Annotated in this window: 17 protein-coding genes and 1 pseudogene; 14 read left to right on the top strand and 4 right to left on the bottom strand. The window is 50.4% G+C overall.

Annotated features, from left to right (window positions below; genetic code table 11):
- Positions 1 to 220: 220 nt before the first annotated feature.
- From ACR6Z4_RS01605 to ACR6Z4_RS01625, 5 genes are all read left to right on the top strand, one after another.
- The gene (locus tag ACR6Z4_RS01605; RefSeq protein ID WP_479715464.1) at positions 221 to 1,174 is read left to right on the top strand and encodes an ABC transporter permease; all 954 of its coding nucleotides are present in this window, start codon (positions 221 to 223) and stop codon (positions 1,172 to 1,174) included.
- Positions 1,174 to 1,962 (top strand): ABC transporter permease, encoded by a 789-nt coding sequence (locus tag ACR6Z4_RS01610; RefSeq protein WP_479715718.1) that lies wholly within the window; start codon positions 1,174 to 1,176, stop codon positions 1,960 to 1,962. The genes ACR6Z4_RS01605 and ACR6Z4_RS01610 overlap by 1 nt, the downstream gene beginning before the upstream one ends.
- A 21-nt stretch (positions 1,963 to 1,983) precedes the next feature.
- Entirely contained in the window at positions 1,984 to 3,048 is a 1,065-nt protein-coding gene (locus tag ACR6Z4_RS01615; RefSeq protein WP_479715465.1) for an ABC transporter ATP-binding protein, read from the top strand.
- 100 nt (positions 3,049 to 3,148) lie between these two features.
- Complete coding sequence (locus tag ACR6Z4_RS01620) at positions 3,149 to 4,420, top strand: ABC transporter substrate-binding protein (protein ID WP_479715466.1); 1,272 nt, start codon at positions 3,149 to 3,151, stop codon at positions 4,418 to 4,420.
- Between the two features lie 268 nt (positions 4,421 to 4,688).
- Positions 4,689 to 5,531 (top strand): radical SAM protein, encoded by an 843-nt coding sequence (locus ACR6Z4_RS01625; RefSeq protein WP_479715467.1) that lies wholly within the window; start codon positions 4,689 to 4,691, stop codon positions 5,529 to 5,531.
- A gap of 8 nt (positions 5,532 to 5,539) precedes the next feature.
- Here the strand turns inward: ACR6Z4_RS01625 and ACR6Z4_RS01630 are convergent, their stop codons facing one another.
- The 3 genes from ACR6Z4_RS01630 to ACR6Z4_RS01640 form a co-directional block, all read right to left on the bottom strand.
- Positions 5,540 to 5,671 carry a hypothetical protein gene (locus ACR6Z4_RS01630; protein ID WP_479715468.1) on the bottom strand — a complete coding sequence of 44 codons (132 nt, stop codon included), beginning with the start codon at positions 5,669 to 5,671 and terminating at the stop codon, positions 5,540 to 5,542.
- A complete protein-coding gene (locus ACR6Z4_RS01635; protein WP_479715469.1) occupies positions 5,665 to 6,942 on the bottom strand; it encodes an AAA-like domain-containing protein in 1,278 nt (425 codons plus the stop codon). The genes ACR6Z4_RS01630 and ACR6Z4_RS01635 overlap by 7 nt, the downstream gene beginning before the upstream one ends.
- Before the next feature lie 374 nt (positions 6,943 to 7,316).
- Positions 7,317 to 8,900: an AAA-like domain-containing protein gene (locus ACR6Z4_RS01640; RefSeq protein ID WP_479715470.1), complete on the bottom strand. Its 1,584-nt coding sequence runs from the start codon at positions 8,898 to 8,900 to the stop codon at positions 7,317 to 7,319.
- Positions 8,901 to 9,722: 822 nt separating this feature from the next.
- Between ACR6Z4_RS01640 and ACR6Z4_RS01645 the strand changes: the two are divergent.
- Together ACR6Z4_RS01645 and ACR6Z4_RS01650 are read left to right on the top strand one after the other, a co-directional pair.
- A pseudogene (locus tag ACR6Z4_RS01645) lies at positions 9,723 to 9,963 on the top strand (ABC transporter substrate-binding protein); the annotation flags it as partial.
- Between the two features lie 272 nt (positions 9,964 to 10,235).
- The gene (locus ACR6Z4_RS01650) at positions 10,236 to 11,291 is read left to right on the top strand and encodes a transaldolase family protein (RefSeq protein WP_479715471.1); all 1,056 of its coding nucleotides are present in this window, start codon (positions 10,236 to 10,238) and stop codon (positions 11,289 to 11,291) included.
- 6 nt (positions 11,292 to 11,297) lie between these two features.
- Here ACR6Z4_RS01650 and ACR6Z4_RS01655 read toward each other — a convergent pair whose 3' ends face one another.
- A complete protein-coding gene (locus ACR6Z4_RS01655) occupies positions 11,298 to 14,936 on the bottom strand; it encodes a WD40 domain-containing protein (protein ID WP_479715472.1) in 3,639 nt (1,212 codons plus the stop codon).
- A gap of 279 nt (positions 14,937 to 15,215) precedes the next feature.
- Between ACR6Z4_RS01655 and ACR6Z4_RS01660 the strand changes: the two genes are divergently transcribed.
- From ACR6Z4_RS01660 to ACR6Z4_RS01690, 7 genes are all read left to right on the top strand, one after another.
- Positions 15,216 to 16,082, top strand: a complete 867-nt coding sequence (locus ACR6Z4_RS01660; RefSeq protein WP_479715473.1) for an oxidoreductase — start codon at positions 15,216 to 15,218, stop codon at positions 16,080 to 16,082.
- Between the two features lie 35 nt (positions 16,083 to 16,117).
- The gene (locus ACR6Z4_RS01665) at positions 16,118 to 16,831 is read left to right on the top strand and encodes an SDR family oxidoreductase (protein ID WP_479715474.1); all 714 of its coding nucleotides are present in this window, start codon (positions 16,118 to 16,120) and stop codon (positions 16,829 to 16,831) included.
- A gap of 149 nt (positions 16,832 to 16,980) precedes the next feature.
- Positions 16,981 to 17,256 (top strand): alpha/beta fold hydrolase, encoded by a 276-nt coding sequence (locus tag ACR6Z4_RS01670; RefSeq protein WP_479715475.1) that lies wholly within the window; start codon positions 16,981 to 16,983, stop codon positions 17,254 to 17,256.
- A complete protein-coding gene (locus ACR6Z4_RS01675) occupies positions 17,253 to 17,963 on the top strand; it encodes an SDR family NAD(P)-dependent oxidoreductase (protein WP_479715476.1) in 711 nt (236 codons plus the stop codon). The genes ACR6Z4_RS01670 and ACR6Z4_RS01675 overlap by 4 nt, the downstream gene beginning before the upstream one ends.
- A gap of 4 nt (positions 17,964 to 17,967) precedes the next feature.
- Positions 17,968 to 18,297, top strand: a complete 330-nt coding sequence (locus ACR6Z4_RS01680; RefSeq protein ID WP_479715719.1) for an NIPSNAP family protein — start codon at positions 17,968 to 17,970, stop codon at positions 18,295 to 18,297.
- Positions 18,298 to 18,355: 58 nt separating this feature from the next.
- A complete protein-coding gene (locus tag ACR6Z4_RS01685; protein ID WP_479715477.1) occupies positions 18,356 to 19,105 on the top strand; it encodes a VOC family protein in 750 nt (249 codons plus the stop codon).
- A 230-nt stretch (positions 19,106 to 19,335) separates the two neighbouring features.
- Complete coding sequence (locus tag ACR6Z4_RS01690) at positions 19,336 to 19,503, top strand: hypothetical protein (RefSeq protein WP_479715478.1); 168 nt, start codon at positions 19,336 to 19,338, stop codon at positions 19,501 to 19,503.
- Positions 19,504 to 19,732: the final 229 nt, after the last annotated feature.

Raw genomic sequence — 19,732 nt, forward strand, 5'->3', positions numbered from 1 at the left:
CATCAGGATGGGGTGCAGGGGTGGAACCCCTGTCCGGGGGCGCAGCCCCCGCGCCCCTGTCCTAGCCAGCCCTGTGGCTGTTATAGGTGGGGGTGAACCCCCGCGAAGTGGGCAATACCCCCTTCATCTCCTCGCTTAAACCCAAGAATCTTAGGTAGAATTCAATGGGTTCTCAGCAAAAACTCATCTGATACACGGCTAAACCCATTAACTTGAACGCATGATTCAGCCAGTCCGCAAAGCTCCCCAACCTATCCAGATTCGCTTTCCCCTTGACGCTGCATTAAGTCAATGGCAGGCGTATTTACTGCTATTACCTGCCCTGAGCGTTGTTGGAATTTTGTTTGGGGGTGGGTTGGCTCTGGCAGTGTTGCAAAGTCTAGGGGTGCTGACCTTAACAGGATCTGGAGACCTGACCTGGGTCGCGTATCAACGGGCATTGAGTGATCCAGAATTTTGGCAGTCATTGGGCTTAAGCCTCTATATTGCGATCGCTGCTACGGCTGTTTCAACTATTGCCAGCGTCGGGTTAGCGGTGCTGCTGCGATCGGTGAGCCGGTGGGCAAGTTTTGCCTGTCAGATTACCTTACCCATTCCCCACTTGGTCGGAGTTGTCGGCATTTTGGCATTGATGTCGCCCAGTGGTCTAATTTCTAGAGTGCTATTTAATTTGGGCTGGATTCAGTCCGATCAAGGGTTTCCACTATTGGTTAATGATGCTGCGAATGTGGGAGTACTGATTCATTTTTTATGGAAGGAAATTCCATTTATCACCCTGATTTTGCTGGCGGTTTTGCGGGGAATTGGACAAGACTATGAAACTCAAGCGCGGGTGCTGGGGGCAAATCCCTGGCAATGTTTTTACCATGTGACATTGCCACTGTTAAAACCCGGTATTTTATCCGCTAGCTTGATTGTTTTTGGGTTTATTTTTGGGTCATTTGAAGTACCGTTTCTCCTGGGGTCAACCTACCCCCGCACCCTGCCCGTATTGGTCTATCGTGCCTTTACTGATGTCGATTTGAATCAACGCACGGAGGCGATCGCACTGGGCTTACTTTTATCGTTGATCTCAACCCTATTAATTGCCGCCTATCTCTGGTTGGGCACGGGAACTCGTCAGCATCCTACGGCTGCGGCAAAACTGGCAGCAACAGCAGGAGACCCACCGTGATGCGTCATGCCTTGCTGATTTTGATCGGGGTGGTCTTATTTTTACCTTTTCTTCCCTTATTGATTTGGTCGGTGGCGACGGGTTGGTATTTTCCTCAGTTGCTACCGCACCAGTGGACGCTCGAAAACTGGGCGGCAGTGTTTTCGACCACGTCAAGAGTTGGGGAAGGATTTACGCAGAGTTTGGCGATCGCTCTAACGACAACCGGGTTAGCCTTGTTGGTCGGATTGCCGGCGGGACGAGCGATGGGGTTGATGGAGTTTCCTGGCAAAAGTTGTCTGAAGATGCTGATTTTAATGCCCATTATTGTCTCGCCGTTAGCAACGTTGATGGGCATCCAGTTTCTTTTGATTCGGCTGGGGTTGAATGGTACGCTGGCGGGAGTGATTTTAGTCCATCTCATGCCCACGATTCCCTACATGACCCTGGTTCTCAGTAGCGTCTTTGCGAATTTTGATGTGAACTACGAAACGCAAGCGCGATCGCTCGGGGCTTCACCGTTACAAGTTCTACACCAGGTCACGTTACCTCTCATCTTTCCAGGCGTCGTCGTCGGTGCATTGTTTGCTTTCTTAATCTCCTGGAATGAGTTTTTATTAACGTTTTTTGTCGGTTCGGGTCGCGTCTTTACCCTACCAATGGTATTGTTTACCTTACTCCAGGGCGGCAACAACGGCTTGACGGCAGCAGTGGCGATCGCCTCTGTTTTTCCAGCATTCATCTTCTTGCTGTTGGCAAGTCAAGCCTTACAACATGATGCGACATTGGGAGGGTTGGGAAAGGTGTGAAGAGGAGAGTCTAATCGGCGAATGAGTCAACTGGTATTGCAAAATTTAACAAAAACGTTTGGGAGAGTGCCAGCAGTTAACGATCTATGGCTTCAAGTTGAAGCTGGCGAAATTGTCTCGTTGTTGGGTCCATCAGGATGTGGTAAATCCACCACGCTACAGTTAATTGCTGGAGTGTTGCGCCCTGATCGAGGGAGCATTGACCTGCAAGGGCGATCGCTACATCGAGTGCCACCAGAAAAACGAGATATTGCCTTAGTCTTACAAAAAGGCTTGCTTTTTCCCCATCTAACGGTGGGCGAAAACGTTGCGTTTGGCTTAAAAATGCGTGGCGTTAATCGTGCCGTGCGAGATGAAAAAGCGATCGCCATGTTGAACCAGGTTCAGCTCCATGATTTTGCGCATCGTAAGCCGTCTGAATTGTCAGGCGGACAGGCGCAACGAGTTGCATTAGCCAGAGCGTTAGTAATTCAGCCCAAATTACTTTTATTAGACGAACCGTTATCTGCACTGGATGCCAATCTTAGAGAAGAAATGCAAGAGTTAATCTTAACCTTGCAAGCCCATACAGGTGTGACATTAATGATCGTGACCCACGACCAGGCAGAAGCCGTTGTGATGTCAAAACGTATTGCGCTAATGTTTGATGGACGATTACGCCAGGTGGATTCTCCTGAACAGCTATACCAACACCCCTGTGATGAAGCTACTGCTCGCTTTTTTGGTGGCATCAACTTCTTTGCTGCCCACGCCCATCACCAGCAACTCAAACTAGCCTCTGGCTTGAGCTTGACCAGTGAACAGTTTCATCAAGGTTCCGTGCAAGTCACCATTCGCCCCGAACACATTCAAGTCTTGACCGAATCAACCCCCTGGGTAAACGTCATTCCGGCGACCATCTGTAGCAACCGCTTTACCGGCACTCAACGCCGACTGACCTTAGCCACGGAATGCGGCTTGTCTCTGCACGCCTGGTTACCTCCCACCCAAGACTTTTCTATCGGTCAATCTGTCTGGGCATACCTGCCACCGAGTGCGCTCTGGTGTTTTCCCAACTCGACCCGGACATTAGCTATTAGCTGTTAGCTGTTAGCTGTTAGCTATTTCCCCGGTAGATGCACGATAAATTGCATCCCTATACCCCTCAAACTCAACCCGTAATCCCTAACCCTAACCTCTATCTACCATGACTCCTAATTTTTCTATCCAATTTCCTCGTCGCCGGTTCTTGATTCTGTCTGCCGGAGCCTGTCTGACCACGCTCGTCAGCAATTGTTCGCGGACGTCACCTGGCACATCTGAAACAGCGGCATTCGATCCCAAAACGGCGACCTGGGATGATGTTTTGTCAGCTAGCAAAGGCACGACGGTCAACTGGGCAATGTGGGGTGGTAGCGATAACATCAACAAGTTTGCTGATGGTTGGGTGGGCGATCGCCTCAAGCAAACCTATGACATCACCCTCAATCGCGTGCCGCTCAATGACACTGTTGAAGCAGTCAACAAGGTTTTAGGCGAAGTTCAAGCCGGACAAACCAAGGGTGGCAGCATTGATTTGATCTGGATTAATGGCGAAAACTTTCGCACCATGAAGCAAGGAAATTTACTGTTGGGTCCCTTTACCGACAAGCTACCCAGCCTGGAGTTTTATGACCTGAATAATCCAGCCGTGCTGGCTGATTTTGGGTTGCCGATTGATGGCTATGAATCGCCCTACACCGGCAGCTACTACGTCATGGCAATGGATACTGCCCGTGTCAGCCAACAACCCACCACGTATGCAGACCTATTGGCATGGGCAAAAGCTAACCCTGGACGGTTTGCCTATGTTGCACCGCCTGCGTTTGACGGCAGTCGCTTTTTGTTGACGACGCTGTATGCAACAACGGGTGGCGTGGAACAGTACATCGGCGCAGACTTCAAAGAAGACCTGTGGACGCAACATTCGCCGAAAGCCTTTGAGTACTTAAAGGAACTGGAACCCTATTTGTGGCGTCAGGGCAAGACCTATCCACCGACCCAAACCCGCTTGGCTGAACTGTTTGCCAATGGTGAAATTTGGATGATGCCTGCTTTTGTTAGCCAAATTGCCGAAGGATTAGCCACAGAGCGATTCCCAAAAACAACTCAAGCCTTCACCATTCCGGGAGCATCGTTGAATGACCCGTCTTTCACCGCTATCCCCATCAATGCCAGCAACCCCGCCGGGGCAATGGTGTTGGCAAATATTCTTTCCAGCCCTGAAGGTCAACTTGAGAAATTCAAGCCCGATGTTTGGGGCGATCCACCGCTGCTTGATGTCCAGAAACTTTCTCCAGAGCTACAACAACAGTTTTCTGAAGTAGAAACGCAGTATGGCATTCCCTTAAAAGAATTGACCCAAAACACCGTTCCGGTGGTCAACGCCCAATATACTACTCGGCTGGAGCAAGAATGGGAAAAACAAATTGCAATCTGAGGCGTGAGAATTAAATAAGGTTGATGATTTGTTGCAGGGGCGAACGGCCATTCGCCCGTACAAACGATTCAATAGTCGATCTGATTTAATCCACGATCCTAATGGATGAAGATGCAATGAATCATATTTTCACCGCTTTACTTGACTTTCCAAGTCTTTCTTTCATACCCCATCCTTTCGAGACGCGATTCATCGCGTCTCTACCCCTTATCGCTCCGCAATGGAATCGTGTTTTTATTCCCTACCCATTACCCATTACTCCTGAAATATGGTTTTTCAAGAACGTCCCTCTCGTCCCAAAGGTGTCGTCGAAACCGATCGCTTGCTGGAGCTACACCTTTACCCCGGCAATCAATGTAACCGTGACTGTTCCTTTTGCACCGTATTTGGCAGTCCCCAAGGGGCGTTTCATGACTACACAGCCGCTCATTTGGATGCCATCTTAACCACCGTGTTAATGGATGAGCGAGGAACCATCAAGTTCTATGGCGGAGAACCGACGCTGAATCATGAAAATGTCATGTGGGCGATCGCCTATTTGCGTGAGCATGACTTCCGAGGTGCGATCGTCATTTATTCCAATGGCATTCAAGCCGACCGATTGCTGCAAATAATGGCGTCCGATCCGCTACAGCAAACCACCGCATCATTAAACTATTCCATCACGACGGGCGATGGCGCACCGCAAATGCCACAAAAATCGCTGAAACTGTTGCAGCAATATGAACAAGACCATCCAAGGGCGATCGCCATCGGACATCCGGATATTGTGGATTCTGGGCGCGGCATCGATCCATTTACCGGCGAAGAAACCCGGCCCCAGGTCAATAGCCAGTGCCCCCACTGCTACCCAGTTTTAACCACCGAAGGAAAATTTCATGCCTGTCCCTTTGCCGTCGAAAACCCATCAGCACACTTTCAATTGGGAACAGTGGCAAATAACCCGGCTCAGATTGCTCAAAATTTTCAAATTTTCTTGCAGTGGCTAGACACAGTCCATGAACCCTTTGCTATCGAACACAACCTACCTGCCTGCACCGTTTGCTGGAAGCACTTGGAAGAATTAGACGTACCCAAGTTTCAAAAAAGTTGCGACCATCATTCTGATTGATAACAGCCCTAAACCCCTTCGTTGCTACTAACCAATGTGGCTCTCTTGCGAGCTTTTCTTAGGGTGGCTTGCGCCGCCTCGTTGGCTTCGGTCAGCAGGTGGTTGACTTGTCGTTCTGCCTCCAGTGCCGTTTCTACCATCCGCCGATCCAGGGCTTCACTGGCGCGCAAAAAGCGATAATCGGCGTCTCCCAGGCTTTTGCCTCTTGCCCAGGCTTTTGCCTCTTGCATGTTGCGCCTTGCAGCAAGCGTGATTCGTCGGTGTAGTTAGAGCGTTGCCATATTATCAACGGTTCGGCATAGGGGCGTAAGTCTGCCAGGGCAGCCTCCAGCCAGGTCAAACTAAACACGGCTCGATAGATCGGGTTATAGACCTGCAACTGGCTGTCTCGCTTGACTACAAGCCCGGTCAGCCTCAGTTCCATCTGTTCTGGACTGTTGTTTGCCTCGATCCCATTCTGTTGCAAAATCTGCTGATACAATCCCAGAAGTTGCCCGGTGCGGTGTTTGCTGCTGTTGAGCAGGCGATCGCGAATGGTTCGCAAATGCTCTGGGTCGTCCTGGGTTTCCCAATGGTCGATCACCTTTGCCTGCACCAATGCTGCCACCCATGCCGTTTCCTCCCCTACTGGAATCTCGCCCTCTGCTTGTTGAATCAAGCGGCACACCTTTTGGGTCAAAAAAGGTTGTCCGCCCGTCCATTCCAGCACCGCTTGTAAGACAGCTTGGGGCTGGGCAGTCTTGGGCAAGAGTCCTTGGGTGAGTGGTTCTGCCTCGGCTAATCGAAACCCACTGAGTTCGATCGCCCGACCAATATTAAACGGTGTTCGACGGGGATCTTGGATCAAGTCCGATGGGGTTGCCACCCCCAACAGCGCAAAGCTCAGGCGACGATAGTCGGGCTGGTCGGCGCGACGGTTATAGCAATCGCGGATCGCGGCAAAAAAGTCATCCTGGCTAAAGGGCAACGATGCCACACTATCGATCTCATCGACAAAGATAATCATCGGTTGGGCGATCGTTTTCAGTAAGACCTCTCCCAAAAACTTGCTAAAGCGCTGCACCGGAGACAGTAGCCCTTGCTGTTCCCACCAATCATTCAGGTCAAAGTTGCGATCATACAACCCCAACTTGTCGCAGAGGGTGTCAATCATTCCGGCATACCATTGCTCTGGGGTCGTATCCGCTGCCCCGATCGCCGTAATGTCGATATCCGCACAGGCAATCCCATCCTGCTGCAATCGCCGCATCGTCCGCACTCGCAGACTCGACTTACCCATCTGCCGCGAGTTCAGCACATAGCAAAACTCCCCTGCCGTTAGCCCTGCATACAACTCATCATCTGCTTGTCGTACCGCATACGACAGCGTCTCAATTGGTAAACTGCCCCCCACCCGATAGTCGTAGCTCATGGCTCCAATCCCCCGGAGGCAACATCACTGCGGGTGGGGGTAGTCGATGCAGATCCCCCTAAATCCCCCTTCATAAGGGGGACTTCCAAACCGCCAGTTCCCCCCTTTTTAAGGGGGGCTAGGGGGGATCGAACTTCAACTTCAGAAGCCCCACGTTTGACATCAGAAGTGCAATCTTTGACTTCAGAGGCGTAATCTTTGACTTCAGAAACCCAACGTTTGACTTCAGAAACCCAACATTTGACATCAGAGGTGCAATCTTTGACCTCAGAACAGCAATGTTTAGGTTTTGCAGGGAATCGTTCGAGCGTCAACATACAATCCTCGTCTGGGCAGGTCAATCCATTGGCTCCGATACTCAAGCACTGACTCATTCATCCAGGAGGAGCAAGGCGATCGCCAAAATAAATCTGGTAGAGGTTACACAACACCTTGACATCATTATCTTGTAGCTTTACCAACCCCATACTATAGAGCTTAAATGCCAGCGTCGAATCCAATCGCACCGCACCCTCCGCCTGGATTACCTGAAGCATGGCAGCCGTTAGCTGAGGGTCTTGTTGCAAATTTTCTAGATGTCGCCGTAGATGATCACCATACAGCCCCGCCTCGGTTGGAGCCATCTGCAAAAATCGCTCCAGCGTCAATGTCCCTCGGGCAATTTCATACAACGCTTTGCGTACCAGATAGGGATGCCCTGACACCATCTGCATCAACTGGGTAATGTCTACACCCGACCAATTCAACCCTTGATGACGATGCACCAACTCTGTCACCTGCACCAACGTCAGCTCTGGTAAATCGATCGGCAACCCCACATTAAACGGCGAATGGTTGACGTTCAGCGGAATATACACTTCTCTAGAATGGGCAATTACCAACCGTAGCTTTTGCCAAACCGCATCATTTTTACTTTTCTCATGCCAAGCCCGCAACAAGCCAAAAAAGTCCTGTGCTACATCATGGTGATGAAAAGCTTGATCCACTTCATCCAGTGCCAGCGTCAATGGTTGTTCAAGCGTTGTCAGCAAATAGCGCTGAAAATAATTGCCACACTTGTTTTTGCTGCCCAGTACTCCTTTCCAAAACTCACCCAGACGATCCTCTAGATTCAGCTCATTGGTGACACTAGCACAAAACCATTGCAAAAACCGATCGGTACTGCTCAAAAACTCGTCATCAATCGCCTGAAAGTTAAGATAAACCGTACGATGTCCTTGCTGGCTGGCATGATCTAAAATCCGCCAAATCAGCGAGGTCTTGCCCATCTGTCGGGGACCCTTGACTCGAATCAAAGCACAGGATTTGACAATTTCTTGATAGCAATTAGACTCAATCGGTGGGCGCTCGATATACAACGGTGACTCTAAACTAACCGACCCCTCCGGGTTTTCCAACGACTGAGGATCAACGGCGATGCGAGTCTCTGATAGCTCCGTTGTCTCAGGTTGTGGCAACTCGTCTGGTTCAACCGTGTTTTCAGCCGGTTGCTGTTTTTCCTGCAATTGGGCTGACATCTCCTCTGCCGCTTGCCGAATCCCCTGAGCAATGTTGAGAAATGCATCATCGCGATTTGTCCACTTGGTCACAGGCTTGGCATCCTTGGGAAACGCCTGGAGCTTACCAAACGGCGCACCACTCCAATCCACCGGCTTCAAAATAATCGGGATAACCAACGCCTCACCTGCATCATGACGGGCGATCGCCCGTTGCATCTCAATGTCGTAGCAGTAGTCGGATGCCAGAAAGTGATCGCTGATCAACAGTAAAATAATTTGGGCGGAATTGAGCCGATCGTCGATCGCCTTTGCCCATTCTGATCCAGCACTAATTTTGCGATCGTGCCAGGATTTGATGATGCCTTGCCGTTGCAACATCGACAAATGCAGCGCCAGCTTATCGCGCAATTTCTCATCCCGGTGAGAGTACGAGAAAAAAACTTCTATAACAGGTTCCATGGCGAAGGACAAAGCATTCTAGGGGGCAAAGATTCCAAGTTTGCCCTATTATCCTTCACAACCTCTAAAATCGCCTAGATAGAAATAAAATAAAATCTCTGTGATGGGCTTTGCTAGTTTTGGTAGATAAAAGCTTTGGTTCCATCTGCCAAAATAGATCGTTTTATATGAATCGCCTTTCAAGCCATATCACTCCCAAATTGGGATCGACTGGGCGAACATGGCTGTAACTTTAAGTTCACTGACTCATGGGAGCTAAGGTCAATAGTGTTGAAGATTGCTCCAGATTTTATCACTAAAAAAAATAGGCGACGTGTGAGTGCGATTGGGGCATCCTGAGAGCTGATAGGCATCCCCATTGAGTATCGGATTGCTGAAACGCCAAACTCAAGGTGTTTGCAATTTAGATCAGGACAATTATCAAACCGAATGCAATTAAGAATTGCGTATGTGATTAGCGTGAGTGTACGGGAATCATCCCCCCCCACGGAAATCAGGGGTAACTAAGCTAGAGATACCGACTGATTTCAGGTTGTGATGCTACCGCTAGAAGATCCGACATCGCCCAGCAATAGCTTGCTCTCAAAGACGAGAGAGCGGGCTATTGGGCGGGTAGTCGAGTTGGTGCGAGGCTGGCTGAGCGAGCAACCTGAGCAAGTCTTACAGGTAGTGGAACGACAAGCGCGACAACTGCTGGTGATGCAACAGGAGATCGCGCACTATCAGCAACACGTTAGTCAGTTACACCAAGAATTAGCGAGTGTTCAAGAGCAGCCCACTCACAGTGTCACTCTTCTTTGCTTAACAGGCTGTCAACCTGCCATTGCACCATCCGACGGGGTTACCCACCTGACCCTGTGGCATGGGGTCAATCCACCACCCAATCGGGATGTCCTTCAGACCTTAGTCGATCGGTTCAATCAAACTCATCCCACCATTCAAGTAGAATCGTTGTATATCGGGCAGGGCGATCAACACCCCCCAAATCTTGGCGTCTGTTGTCGGTAATGCTGCTCCCGATCTGCTCTGGTATACTCCTACTTTGACCAGACAGTTGGAGGAATGGCAATCTGGTCAAAACTTTCGGCAAAGGCAAAATAGCTAAAATGCTCTGTGTTATGTCCTGCGGCTTGCAATCGCCCTGAATCAAACCGCAAGCACTACAGTTAGCAGGGCTTGCCCCAAAAGAAGGCTGGATTTAGGAATATTGCCAACTTCACACCACGGGACAGTGAAATTGAGACTTAACTGGCGGATCTTGAGTGGTGGAATTTAAAGAAGTTTTGCAGACTGGTGTGTTGGACGTTTAAACTTCAGTCGTGAAGCTCGTTAGCGATGAATTTACTGCAATCATTACATTGGCATGGACAATCCATTTGGCTCGATGGGTATGAGCGAAGCTGGATAAGCAGCGATCAGTTGCAGCAATTCATTGAGGTGGATGGTTTAAGGGGGGTGCGATCGAATTTTCAACACCTGCAAGTTGCCATTGACGGGCAGGAGTACGATCGCGACTTCACAACACTGGCGCAGCATGGGACAAGCCGAACTGCACAATCTGATTATGACTATTTGATGGTGCGCGATCTGCAATTAGGGGCTGATTTGCTCAAGCAAGTGCATTCTCAGACTCAGGGACGCGATGGCTATGTGCAAGTTGATCTGCCGCCTGATACGTTGTTGCAGGCAGAAACTGCGATCGCCGCTGCCCACACCATCTGGCAGTCTGTTGGGTGGAGTAATTTGTTGCTGAGAATTCCAGCAACCCCCGTGTTGCTGCCGGTGATTGAACAACTCATTAGCGATCGCATTCATGTGAATGCAACATTTGTGTGTTCTGCAACGATGTACGAGCAAGTTTTTGATCGTTATCTGAGAGGACTGGAGCAACTGATTCAACGAGGAGAATCGGTCAGTGATAGTGTTTGTTTTGTGAATGTTTCTATGAGTGATTTGGATGCTGTAATTCATTCCCACATCATTAACGCCGAATCATCTTTCAGCGTCGTGCAAGCCAGACTTCTGTACCGGCACTATCAAAATTTTCATCAAAGCGATCGCTGGCGATCGCTTCCCGCAGGGGTCAAGCCATTGCGTCTGGTGTGGGATTGCAGCGAGACTCCGCCTGAATCTGCATGGCGTTGTCTTCAGCAGCTCGCGTTTCCCGAAACAGTCCGGATGCTCTCACCAGCCACACTGGAACTATATCGTGGAGTTTCTCTATTGCCCCATCATTGGACTGATAGTGAATCAGAAGAAAGACTGATCCATGAATTACACGACTTCCCTTGGGATGAACAGGTAGAGCAACGGGTGAATCAAGCCATGGTGCGATCGCTCAACAAGTTTCATCAGTTGCTAGCGACGATCGAGCGCAAGAGAATTCGCTGAATCATCCTAATGTTCAATAGCTCCCAACGTTTTCAGGGTGGCTTTTTGAGCGGCTGTCAACCCGGTTGCACCTCGAAGATTCATGCCTTCATAGAGGCGTTCGATCGTCTGCGTGCTGATGCAGTGGCCTGTCTGCACGTCCCATAATTTGATAGTGCGGTCGTAGCTGCCACTCAGCAGGATTTGACCGTCGGAGTTGAAGAGGACTGACGTGACCCAACTGGTATGTTCATCCAATGTCTGGAGGCAATGCCCCGTTTGCACATCCCACACGCGAATCGTTTGGTCATCGCTACCACTGGCTAAAATTTGACCATTCGAACTGTTGGCGGAGCCTGTGCTTGGCGCATAGGCAAGCGTCCACACTACTCCTGTATGTCCCTGCAAAACTTTCAGACAGTCTCCCGTTTGCACATCCCACACGCGAATCGTTTGATCGTGGCTACCGCTGACCAATCGTTGACTACTGCAATCAAATGCCAGCGTAAAAATCGCACCCGCATGTCCCTGCAAAACCTTCAGACAGTCTCCCGTTTGCACATCCCACACGCGAATGGTGTCATCAAAACTACCACTGGCTAACCATTGACCGCCAGGATCAAACGCGATCGCCAGAATCCCGCTCTCATGCCCGCGTAACACCTGCAAACACTGATGGGTTTCCACATCCCAGAGTCGCACCGTGCAATCATAACTACTGCTTGCCAAAACCGTTCCCCCCGGACTGAACAACACCGTCCAGATGGATGCGCTATGGGCTGACCAGCGATCGCAGTGCCCCGTTTGCAGATTCCACAAGGTAATTGAATCATCGTGTCGATTAATCGCCAGCGTTTGGCCATCCGGACTAAAGCTGACGTTGCTTAAGGATGCAATCTGACGAGTTGGGCTAGAAAAGGTTTTGTAGGGGTGAAGTTGGGGTGGATTGCTATCTAACTGCAACCGCCAGACCTGAATCGTTTCACTCTGACCACTACTTGCCAACCATTGGTCATCTAAACTGAGGCTGAGGGAGTGCAGTCCACCGATATATCCGCGTAATATTTTCAGGTTTCGCCCGCTCTGCAAATCCCACAACCGCACCGTCTGGTCTTTGCCAGCACTCACCAGCAATTGGCTGTCGGCACTGATGGCAAGTCCGTGAACATCATGCATATGGCTATCGAGCACATAGATGGGTTGCCCATCCTGGACACTCCAAAGGCGCAGCGTGCCGTCACGACTGGCACTGGCTAACCAGCGTCCATCTGGGCTAAAGGCGATGTCCCAAACCCAATCCGTATGGCCTTGCAGCACCTTGAAATTGGGCGTTGATGAGCGATCGCCAGTGAGATCACCACTCCACAACCGAATAGGGCCATCTCGACTGCCGCTCGCCAGCAGTTGTCCATCTGGGCTGTAGCACACACACTGCACTCCGCTGATATGCCCCTGCACAACATTCAGGCAGTTGCCGTTGCTGACATCCCAGATCCGAATCGTTGTATCATGACTGCTGCTGGCTAAGGTTTGTTGGTCAGGTGCAAAGTGGGCTGCATACACGCTCTGGGTATGCCCTTGCAAGACATGGAGGCACTGCCCGTGCAAATTCCACAACCGTATTGTTTTATCTGCACTACTACTCGCGAATTGCTCACCATCAGGACTAAAACTCACAGACCAGACACAGCTTGTATGCGCTGTGAGCACTTGCACGCATTGACCACTCTCAACATCCCACAGGCGCACTGCACTATCCGTACTGCCACTGGCTAACATTTTGCCATTTGGACTAAAGGCGACCGACCAAACCCAACCCGTGTGACCTGCAAAGGTGGCTAAAAGTTGAGTTGTGGTAATGTTCCAGAGATAGACGCTGCCATTAGAAGCCCCAACTGCAATGATCTGAGCGTCTGGACTCAGATCAATTGACATAGCATTACTGAGTGTTTCAGAAAAGATGGATTTGGCTAAGTTGGCATTCTGAAAATTGACTCTGGCTAACTTGATTTGTCGCAAATCGGCTTGCTGCACTACCAGATTAGAAAAGTCTGAGCCGCATAAATCAACTTGAAACTGCACCAGCAGGTTAATCAGATTGCCTGCTGTATACCCTGGCTTCTGTCCTTGTTGTCTCAATAAGTGCCTTGCTTGCGCTTCGATCGCCGCCACACTGCCAAAGTACGACAACAACCGTTCCATCACAGGTTGCATCATCAATCGCGTCTGAATCTCTCGAATGTAATCTTTGGCTTGGACGCGCAGTAAGGGATGCGTTTGCCAAACATTCAATTGCTGCGTTTCAAATTCAACACAAATTTGCTGCACAAAGCGTTCTGTGACATATTCCATCACCACAGGTTGCAAAAAGAATAACCCGTCTGCTTTTTCAATCAGCGATCGCCGCAACAGTGCGTTGATCAGACTGGGCACCCGTTGTTGATCCTGCTGCTCAACCACGTTTTCTCGAATATCTATGATTGAAATGGGTTCTCGATGAATGGCAAACCAGAACAGAATTTTCTGCTCTGATTCAGAGAGGCGATCGAACTGCCGAGTCAACACATCGCGAATATCTTCGAACACCGCCAATCCCTGGCTGAGATAAGGCATCACCTCACTAATGCTGCCATTGAACAAATCTTGAATAGCGGCGGCTACCAGTTTCAATGCCAGTGGATTGCCACCATAGTGATGAATCAACGTCTCCCATTCGGCTTCTGACCCGGTAAAGGCTCCTTTTTGGCGAAACAGGGCACGTCCATCATCCGGGGTGAGTCCGCTTAGGCTCAGCGATCGCACCAGTGCCTGTGCCCCCTCCATCAAGGCTATTTCACCTGGCTTTTCTCGACTGGTGATCAACAAACAACTTTGGTGGGATGCTTCACCCATAGCTCTGAGCAATTGCCCATATCCTTCATAGCCCGATCGCCAATGTCCCACTGGCTCCTGTTGCAAAAGGGTTTCCGCATTATCGAGGATCAATAAGCACCGACGCAATCGCAGATATTGCATCAGTTTAGACAGCTGCTGATCAAGCTTCGTGGGAATGCTCGGATCTTCCCCACAAAGCGGCATGAGAAACTTCAGCAGACTTGACAACAGTTCATCCAATGGAGGTGCATTTGCCAGCGATCGCCATACCACCATCTCAAATTCGGCTTGCATCTGAAGCGCTGCTTTGACGGCGATCGTACTTTTGCCAATACCGCCAATGCCTAACAACCCGATGATGCGGCAGCGATCAGACACCCCCCATTGCCACAGTTGCGCCAGATCTGCCTCACGCCCATAAAACACCGAAGCATCAACTGCCGTGTCCCAGTCTTGCTGGGGATTTGTCCAGTGGCTCTCGGTCTCGTCTGATGAAGCAGGGGAGGTCAAATCTGCCTGTGTTAATTCCAGCCCAAATGCTCGGAACAGGTATGCCAGTGACTGGCGATCGACTCCCAATTCACGCTTGAAAATGCGAACCAGAGTGTTGAGAGACAGCCCGGCGCGATCGCTCAGATCTTCTTGGGTAAAGTGCTTGCCCCAGGTTTCATCCGATTCCGCCTGCTGTTTTGCCGTCTGAAATCGTTGCCATCCCTGAGGTGACAGGATGACTCCGCGCACTCGCTTAGACGGGCTGGCCCCACGTCTAGATTTTGCTGGGTTGGAATCCATAGAACAGCCATTAGTAAAGGACTGAGCGAACCTTTCCTTAGACTATTGAGCGTTTCTTCAATGCAAGCCTGACGAAGATTTTCAGCAACCCAAAACGGCAGGTAAATGATTCCTTTGTTGCCGCAGTATATCAGCTGGAATTGTGCTTGGCTATTAAGTCGCATGTTAACTCCAATAACTTGAGTGGTGTGCAGGGGGCGATCGCAGAAGAATGAAGTTAATCGAGGTGGGCAGCAAGCCACCAATTCAAATCCAACACGCTAGACACGAGGACACCCAATGAAAAATCAGAGAGTATGGTTCATTACCGGAGCCTCCAGAGGCTTTGGGTTAGAAATTGCCAGAGCCGCTTTAACAGTGGGCGATCGCGTCATAGCAACCGTTCGCAGTCAGCCCACACAACTCGGTGCTACTCTGCACAACCACCCGGATCTGTATGTGGTGCAGATGGATGTCACCCAGGAAGATCAGGTACGAACGGCTGTCAAACAGAGTATTGATCGGTTTGATGGGATTGATATCTTAGTCAATAATGCTGGGTATGGCATGCTGACGGCGATCGAAGAAGCTACAGATGCTGAAGTCCGCAAACAGTTTGAGACTAACGTGTTTGGGTTACTGAACGTGACTCGTGCGGTGTTACCATACTTGCGTCAACAACGGTCTGGGCACATCATCAATCTCTCGTCGCTGTTTGGTTACGATGCAGTTCCAGGTTGGGGATTGTACGGCTCTACCAAATTTGCAGTCGAAGGACTCTCGAAAGGGTTAGCAGTCGAACTGGCACCGCTCGGCATCCACGTTACGACAGTGGCTCCCGGTCTTTTTACAACCGACTTTCTCAGCACTGACTCTTATGTTGCTGCGAAAACTATCATCGATGATTACCAGGAAACAGTAGGGCCGATGCGGAACGGAGCCGACGCGCTACACGGCAACCAGCCCGGTGATCCGAAAAAGTTGGCTCAGGTAATTCTCCAACTTGCCAATACCGATCGTCCGCCGCTGCATTTGCCCGTCGGCAAGGACGCGATCGCAATGTACCAGAACAACGCCACGAAAATGGCACAGGACATTGAAACATGGCTACCCGTCGCGACCAGCACCGACCATGACCACCGTGTTGCAGCTTCGACTATTGCCTGACCTGCACTATTCACTCAATATTTTTAAACCTGAAGATGAAAACTCAAGATTCTGTGGTCTTTATTTCTGGCGCTAGTCGCGGCTTGGGCTTGGCATTCGCTCATGAGGCACTGGAACGCGGGGCTAAAAAGGTCTACGCCGGGGTGCGTACTCCAACGGAAACCAAAGTCCCAGGTATTGTGCAAATCAAACTCGATGTAACCGATCCTGCCTCGATTGCGGCAGCCGTTACACAATGCGGCGACACCACGGTGCTGGTCAACAATGCGGGGATTGCTCAGATGAATAACAATACCCTAGATTCAACCCTGATCGACAGTTCCCGCAAAGTCTTTGAGACGAACTACTATGGCATGATTCTGGTCAGTCAGGCATTTGCTCCCATTCTTGCCAAAAATGGGGGTGGAGCCGTGATCAATGTCTTGTCAGACGCCACCTGGTACGCGCATCCGATGCTGGCAGCGTACTCCGCTTCGAAGTCAGCCGCGTGGAGCTTTACCAATGCCTTGCGCATCGATTTGCGAAACCAGAAGACATTAGTGCTCGGTCTGCATGTCGGCTTCATGGATACCGATATGACCAAAGGCTTCGAGATGAAGAAGAGCAGCCCACGGCAGGTTGCCGAAGCCGCTCTGGCTGGCATTGAGGACAACAAGGAAGAGGTACTGGCTGACGACTTCACCAGAGAACTCAAGCAAAGCCTTTGCCATGAGCAGCCGATGTATTTGAATCCGCCGGAAATCGGTTGAATACTGTTTGTTTGTAAGCGGAGGTGCGCAGTCCTTAACACACGCACAGATTATCAATGATGTTCAAACACCAGCGTTGGCGAAGCCTACTGTAGGTAATCGCAGCAACACTACTCTACAACCATGCCCACATGGATTGGCGTGATCAAATGGTTAGAATTCGCCAGCCAACGCTGATTGTTAGCGGCAGAACAAGTATTATTCCCTGGCGATCGCAAGTCTGGATTCATCAAAGTATTCCGAACTCTGAACTGGAAATCTTTGAAGCAGCAGACGGTGGTGGACATTTCATGTTCATCGAGAATCCAGAAAAGTTCAAGCAACGAGTTTTGCAGTTCTTATCGCTATCGCTTGAAGTGAACCAGGAAAACCGACAGCCGATCAAGAACAATTTACCCGTTATTCCTAAAGGAGTTTTACCATGAGCACCGAACCGAAAGTTGCTGTGATTACTGGCGCATCGCAGGGCATTGGCGCAGCCCTCGTCAAGGCATACCGCGATCGCCACTATCGAGTGATCGCCATTTCACGCTCAATTCAGCCCTCAGACGATGATGCAATCCTCACCATATCGGGCGACATCGCCGATCGCAAAACTGCTGAACGCGCCATCATCGAAGGCGTGACCCGATTTGGACGCATTGACACGCTGATCAACAACGCGGGTATCTTCATTGCCAAACCATTTACCGAGTACACGGAGGCCGACTACGCGGCGTACCTGGGTACTAATATCGCTGGATTCTTTCACATGACACAACTGGCGATCGCCGAGATGGAGAAGCAGGGCAGCGGCCATGTCGTGCAGATCTCAACGAGCCTAGTGGACAACCCGATCGCAGGAGTACCCTCTGTTCTCGCATCACTCACAAAAGGTGGACTGAATGCCGCAACCAGATCACTGGCGATCGAGTATGCCAGACGGGGAATTCGGGTGAATGCGATCGCGCTGGGTAACATCAAAACGCCAATGCATCCTATCGAGACCCATGCGCAGCTTGCTGCCATGCACCCGACTGGTCGTATGGGCGAAATCTCCGACATCATTGAGGCAATCCTCTACCTCGAATCCGCCCACTTTGTGACGGGTGAAATCCTGCATGTTGATGGTGGACAGAGTGCGGGGCATTGAAGGCATGATCTACGAACTACGCATTTATCACGCCATGCCTGGACGACTACCCAAGCTGATAGAACGATTCCAGAATCACACGTTGCAGATTTGGGAAAGATATGGCATCCACCAGGTAGGATTCTGGACAACGCTGATTGGCGAGAGTGAGAGTAATCAGCTCACCTACCTGCTTGCCTGGGAGAACATGGCTGAACGCGAGCAGCGATGGAACGCCTTCCTGGCTGACCCTGAATGGATCATGACCAAGGCTGAAACTGAGAAGGACGGTCCACTGGTGCAGAACATCCGCAACGAGTTGTTAGCACCTACTATTTTTTCCTCATTGAAGTGATGTTTAGGAGAACACACATTTAAGTTACGTGTTAACTCAACGAACTTGAGTGGTGTGAATGGGGCGATCGCTGAAGAATGAAATTAATCCCTTTGAACATAAAACTTACAACCAAGAGGAAAACAAAATGAGTAGCAATCACATAAACAGTCCAAACTTGAAACTCGAAGTCGTGGTCTTCAACGTTGCCGATGTGGAGCGCACGAAGGCATTCTATGAAAATCTTGGCTGGCGGTTCGACATTGACCTGGTGGAGGGCGAGTTTCGCGGCGTACACTTTACACCGCCCAACTCGGATGCTTCAATCCTCTTCGGCAAGGGGGTTACTCCGGCTAATTCTAACTCGGTGCAAACCCTGGTTCTCGCCGTGGACGACCTTGATATTGTCCGCAAAGACTTGAGCGATCGCGGTGTCAACGTCAGCGAGATCTTCCACTATGCGGGTGGCCCCTTTAATAACGCAGTGGAGAACCCGCGCGTCAGCGGACGTGACCCGGAAGGTCGTTCCTACTTCTCCTTTGCCTCCTTTGAAGATCCGGATGGGAACCTCTGGCTACTCCAGGAAATCATAACACGGTTTCCCGGTCGTCTATGGGAGGCTCCACAAACAGACGTGGCAACTCTGGCAGACCTGCTTCATGAAACGGCAGAGCACCACGACCCCTATGAGAAGACGCACGGTGAGCACCACTGGTGGGACTGGTATGCGCCCTATCTGAGTGCCCGTCAGCATGGCAGCAGCCCAGAAGAAGCTGCCGCCACCGCCGACCGTTACATGGAGAAGATTTTGCCTGTTCTTGCCAAATGATGGAGTCAAGATGTCTAGCCTGAGTCATGCAACGGATAATTGTCTTTCTCGGACAGGTGGTGACGCAGACATTCACCATCCCTGACTACGAGAGCGCCCACCTGCACTAAGGATCACAAATCAATTAAAACCCGGACGTTTATTTTTGGAAGCGCGGCTCCGCCGCGCTTCCAAAAATAAATCTTCGGGTTTATTAAACCTACGATCCTAACGGAACCAGAGAAAGATCAATGTTTGAAAAAATCAACCATCAACGCCGTCGCTTTTTAGGCATTACGGCTATAACCATTGCGATGACACAGCTCGATCGATTGGGTTCTGCGATCGCCCAACCAAACCAAACACAGCCAGCAACTCGATCGATGATGAAGTCTGCAACCAGCACGTCTTTTGACTAGCTGAATCGTGAAACGAACCATTTGCAGTACCGAGAAAACCCATGACCGAATTGAAAAAAGTCCGCTACAAAACTAAAGTCCGCACTGCAAGGGTCTTCGTCCTGCTTTCGCGATTTCTGGTCGCGCTCTTGGCAGCAACGGTTCTGCTGGCACTGCCCGTTCACATGCTGGCGCAGCAATCCGCCCAAATCAGAACACAAACTCAGGTTGTCTCTGAGGCGATCGCAGA

Source organism: Calyptranema fuscum S582, assembly GCF_055793305.1.

Excerpts from the sequence above, each read along its gene's own strand:
- ACR6Z4_RS01605 (WP_479715464.1), top strand. The coding sequence starts at position 221 with ATGATTCAGCCAGTCCGCAAAGCTCCCCAACCTATCCAGATTCGCTTT.
- ACR6Z4_RS01610 (WP_479715718.1), top strand. The coding sequence starts at position 1,174 with ATGCGTCATGCCTTGCTGATTTTGATCGGGGTGGTCTTATTTTTACCT.
- ACR6Z4_RS01615 (WP_479715465.1), top strand. The coding sequence starts at position 1,984 with ATGAGTCAACTGGTATTGCAAAATTTAACAAAAACGTTTGGGAGAGTG.
- ACR6Z4_RS01620 (WP_479715466.1), top strand. The coding sequence starts at position 3,149 with ATGACTCCTAATTTTTCTATCCAATTTCCTCGTCGCCGGTTCTTGATT.
- ACR6Z4_RS01625 (WP_479715467.1), top strand. The coding sequence starts at position 4,689 with ATGGTTTTTCAAGAACGTCCCTCTCGTCCCAAAGGTGTCGTCGAAACC.
- ACR6Z4_RS01630 (WP_479715468.1), bottom strand. The coding sequence starts at position 5,671 with ATGGTAGAAACGGCACTGGAGGCAGAACGACAAGTCAACCACCTGCTG.
- ACR6Z4_RS01635 (WP_479715469.1), bottom strand. The coding sequence starts at position 6,942 with ATGAGCTACGACTATCGGGTGGGGGGCAGTTTACCAATTGAGACGCTG.
- ACR6Z4_RS01640 (WP_479715470.1), bottom strand. The coding sequence starts at position 8,900 with ATGGAACCTGTTATAGAAGTTTTTTTCTCGTACTCTCACCGGGATGAG.
- ACR6Z4_RS01650 (WP_479715471.1), top strand. The coding sequence starts at position 10,236 with ATGAATTTACTGCAATCATTACATTGGCATGGACAATCCATTTGGCTC.
- ACR6Z4_RS01655 (WP_479715472.1), bottom strand. The coding sequence starts at position 14,936 with ATGGATTCCAACCCAGCAAAATCTAGACGTGGGGCCAGCCCGTCTAAG.
- ACR6Z4_RS01660 (WP_479715473.1), top strand. The coding sequence starts at position 15,216 with ATGAAAAATCAGAGAGTATGGTTCATTACCGGAGCCTCCAGAGGCTTT.
- ACR6Z4_RS01665 (WP_479715474.1), top strand. The coding sequence starts at position 16,118 with ATGAAAACTCAAGATTCTGTGGTCTTTATTTCTGGCGCTAGTCGCGGC.
- ACR6Z4_RS01670 (WP_479715475.1), top strand. The coding sequence starts at position 16,981 with ATGGTTAGAATTCGCCAGCCAACGCTGATTGTTAGCGGCAGAACAAGT.
- ACR6Z4_RS01675 (WP_479715476.1), top strand. The coding sequence starts at position 17,253 with ATGAGCACCGAACCGAAAGTTGCTGTGATTACTGGCGCATCGCAGGGC.
- ACR6Z4_RS01680 (WP_479715719.1), top strand. The coding sequence starts at position 17,968 with ATGATCTACGAACTACGCATTTATCACGCCATGCCTGGACGACTACCC.
- ACR6Z4_RS01685 (WP_479715477.1), top strand. The coding sequence starts at position 18,356 with ATGGGGCGATCGCTGAAGAATGAAATTAATCCCTTTGAACATAAAACT.
- ACR6Z4_RS01690 (WP_479715478.1), top strand. The coding sequence starts at position 19,336 with ATGTTTGAAAAAATCAACCATCAACGCCGTCGCTTTTTAGGCATTACG.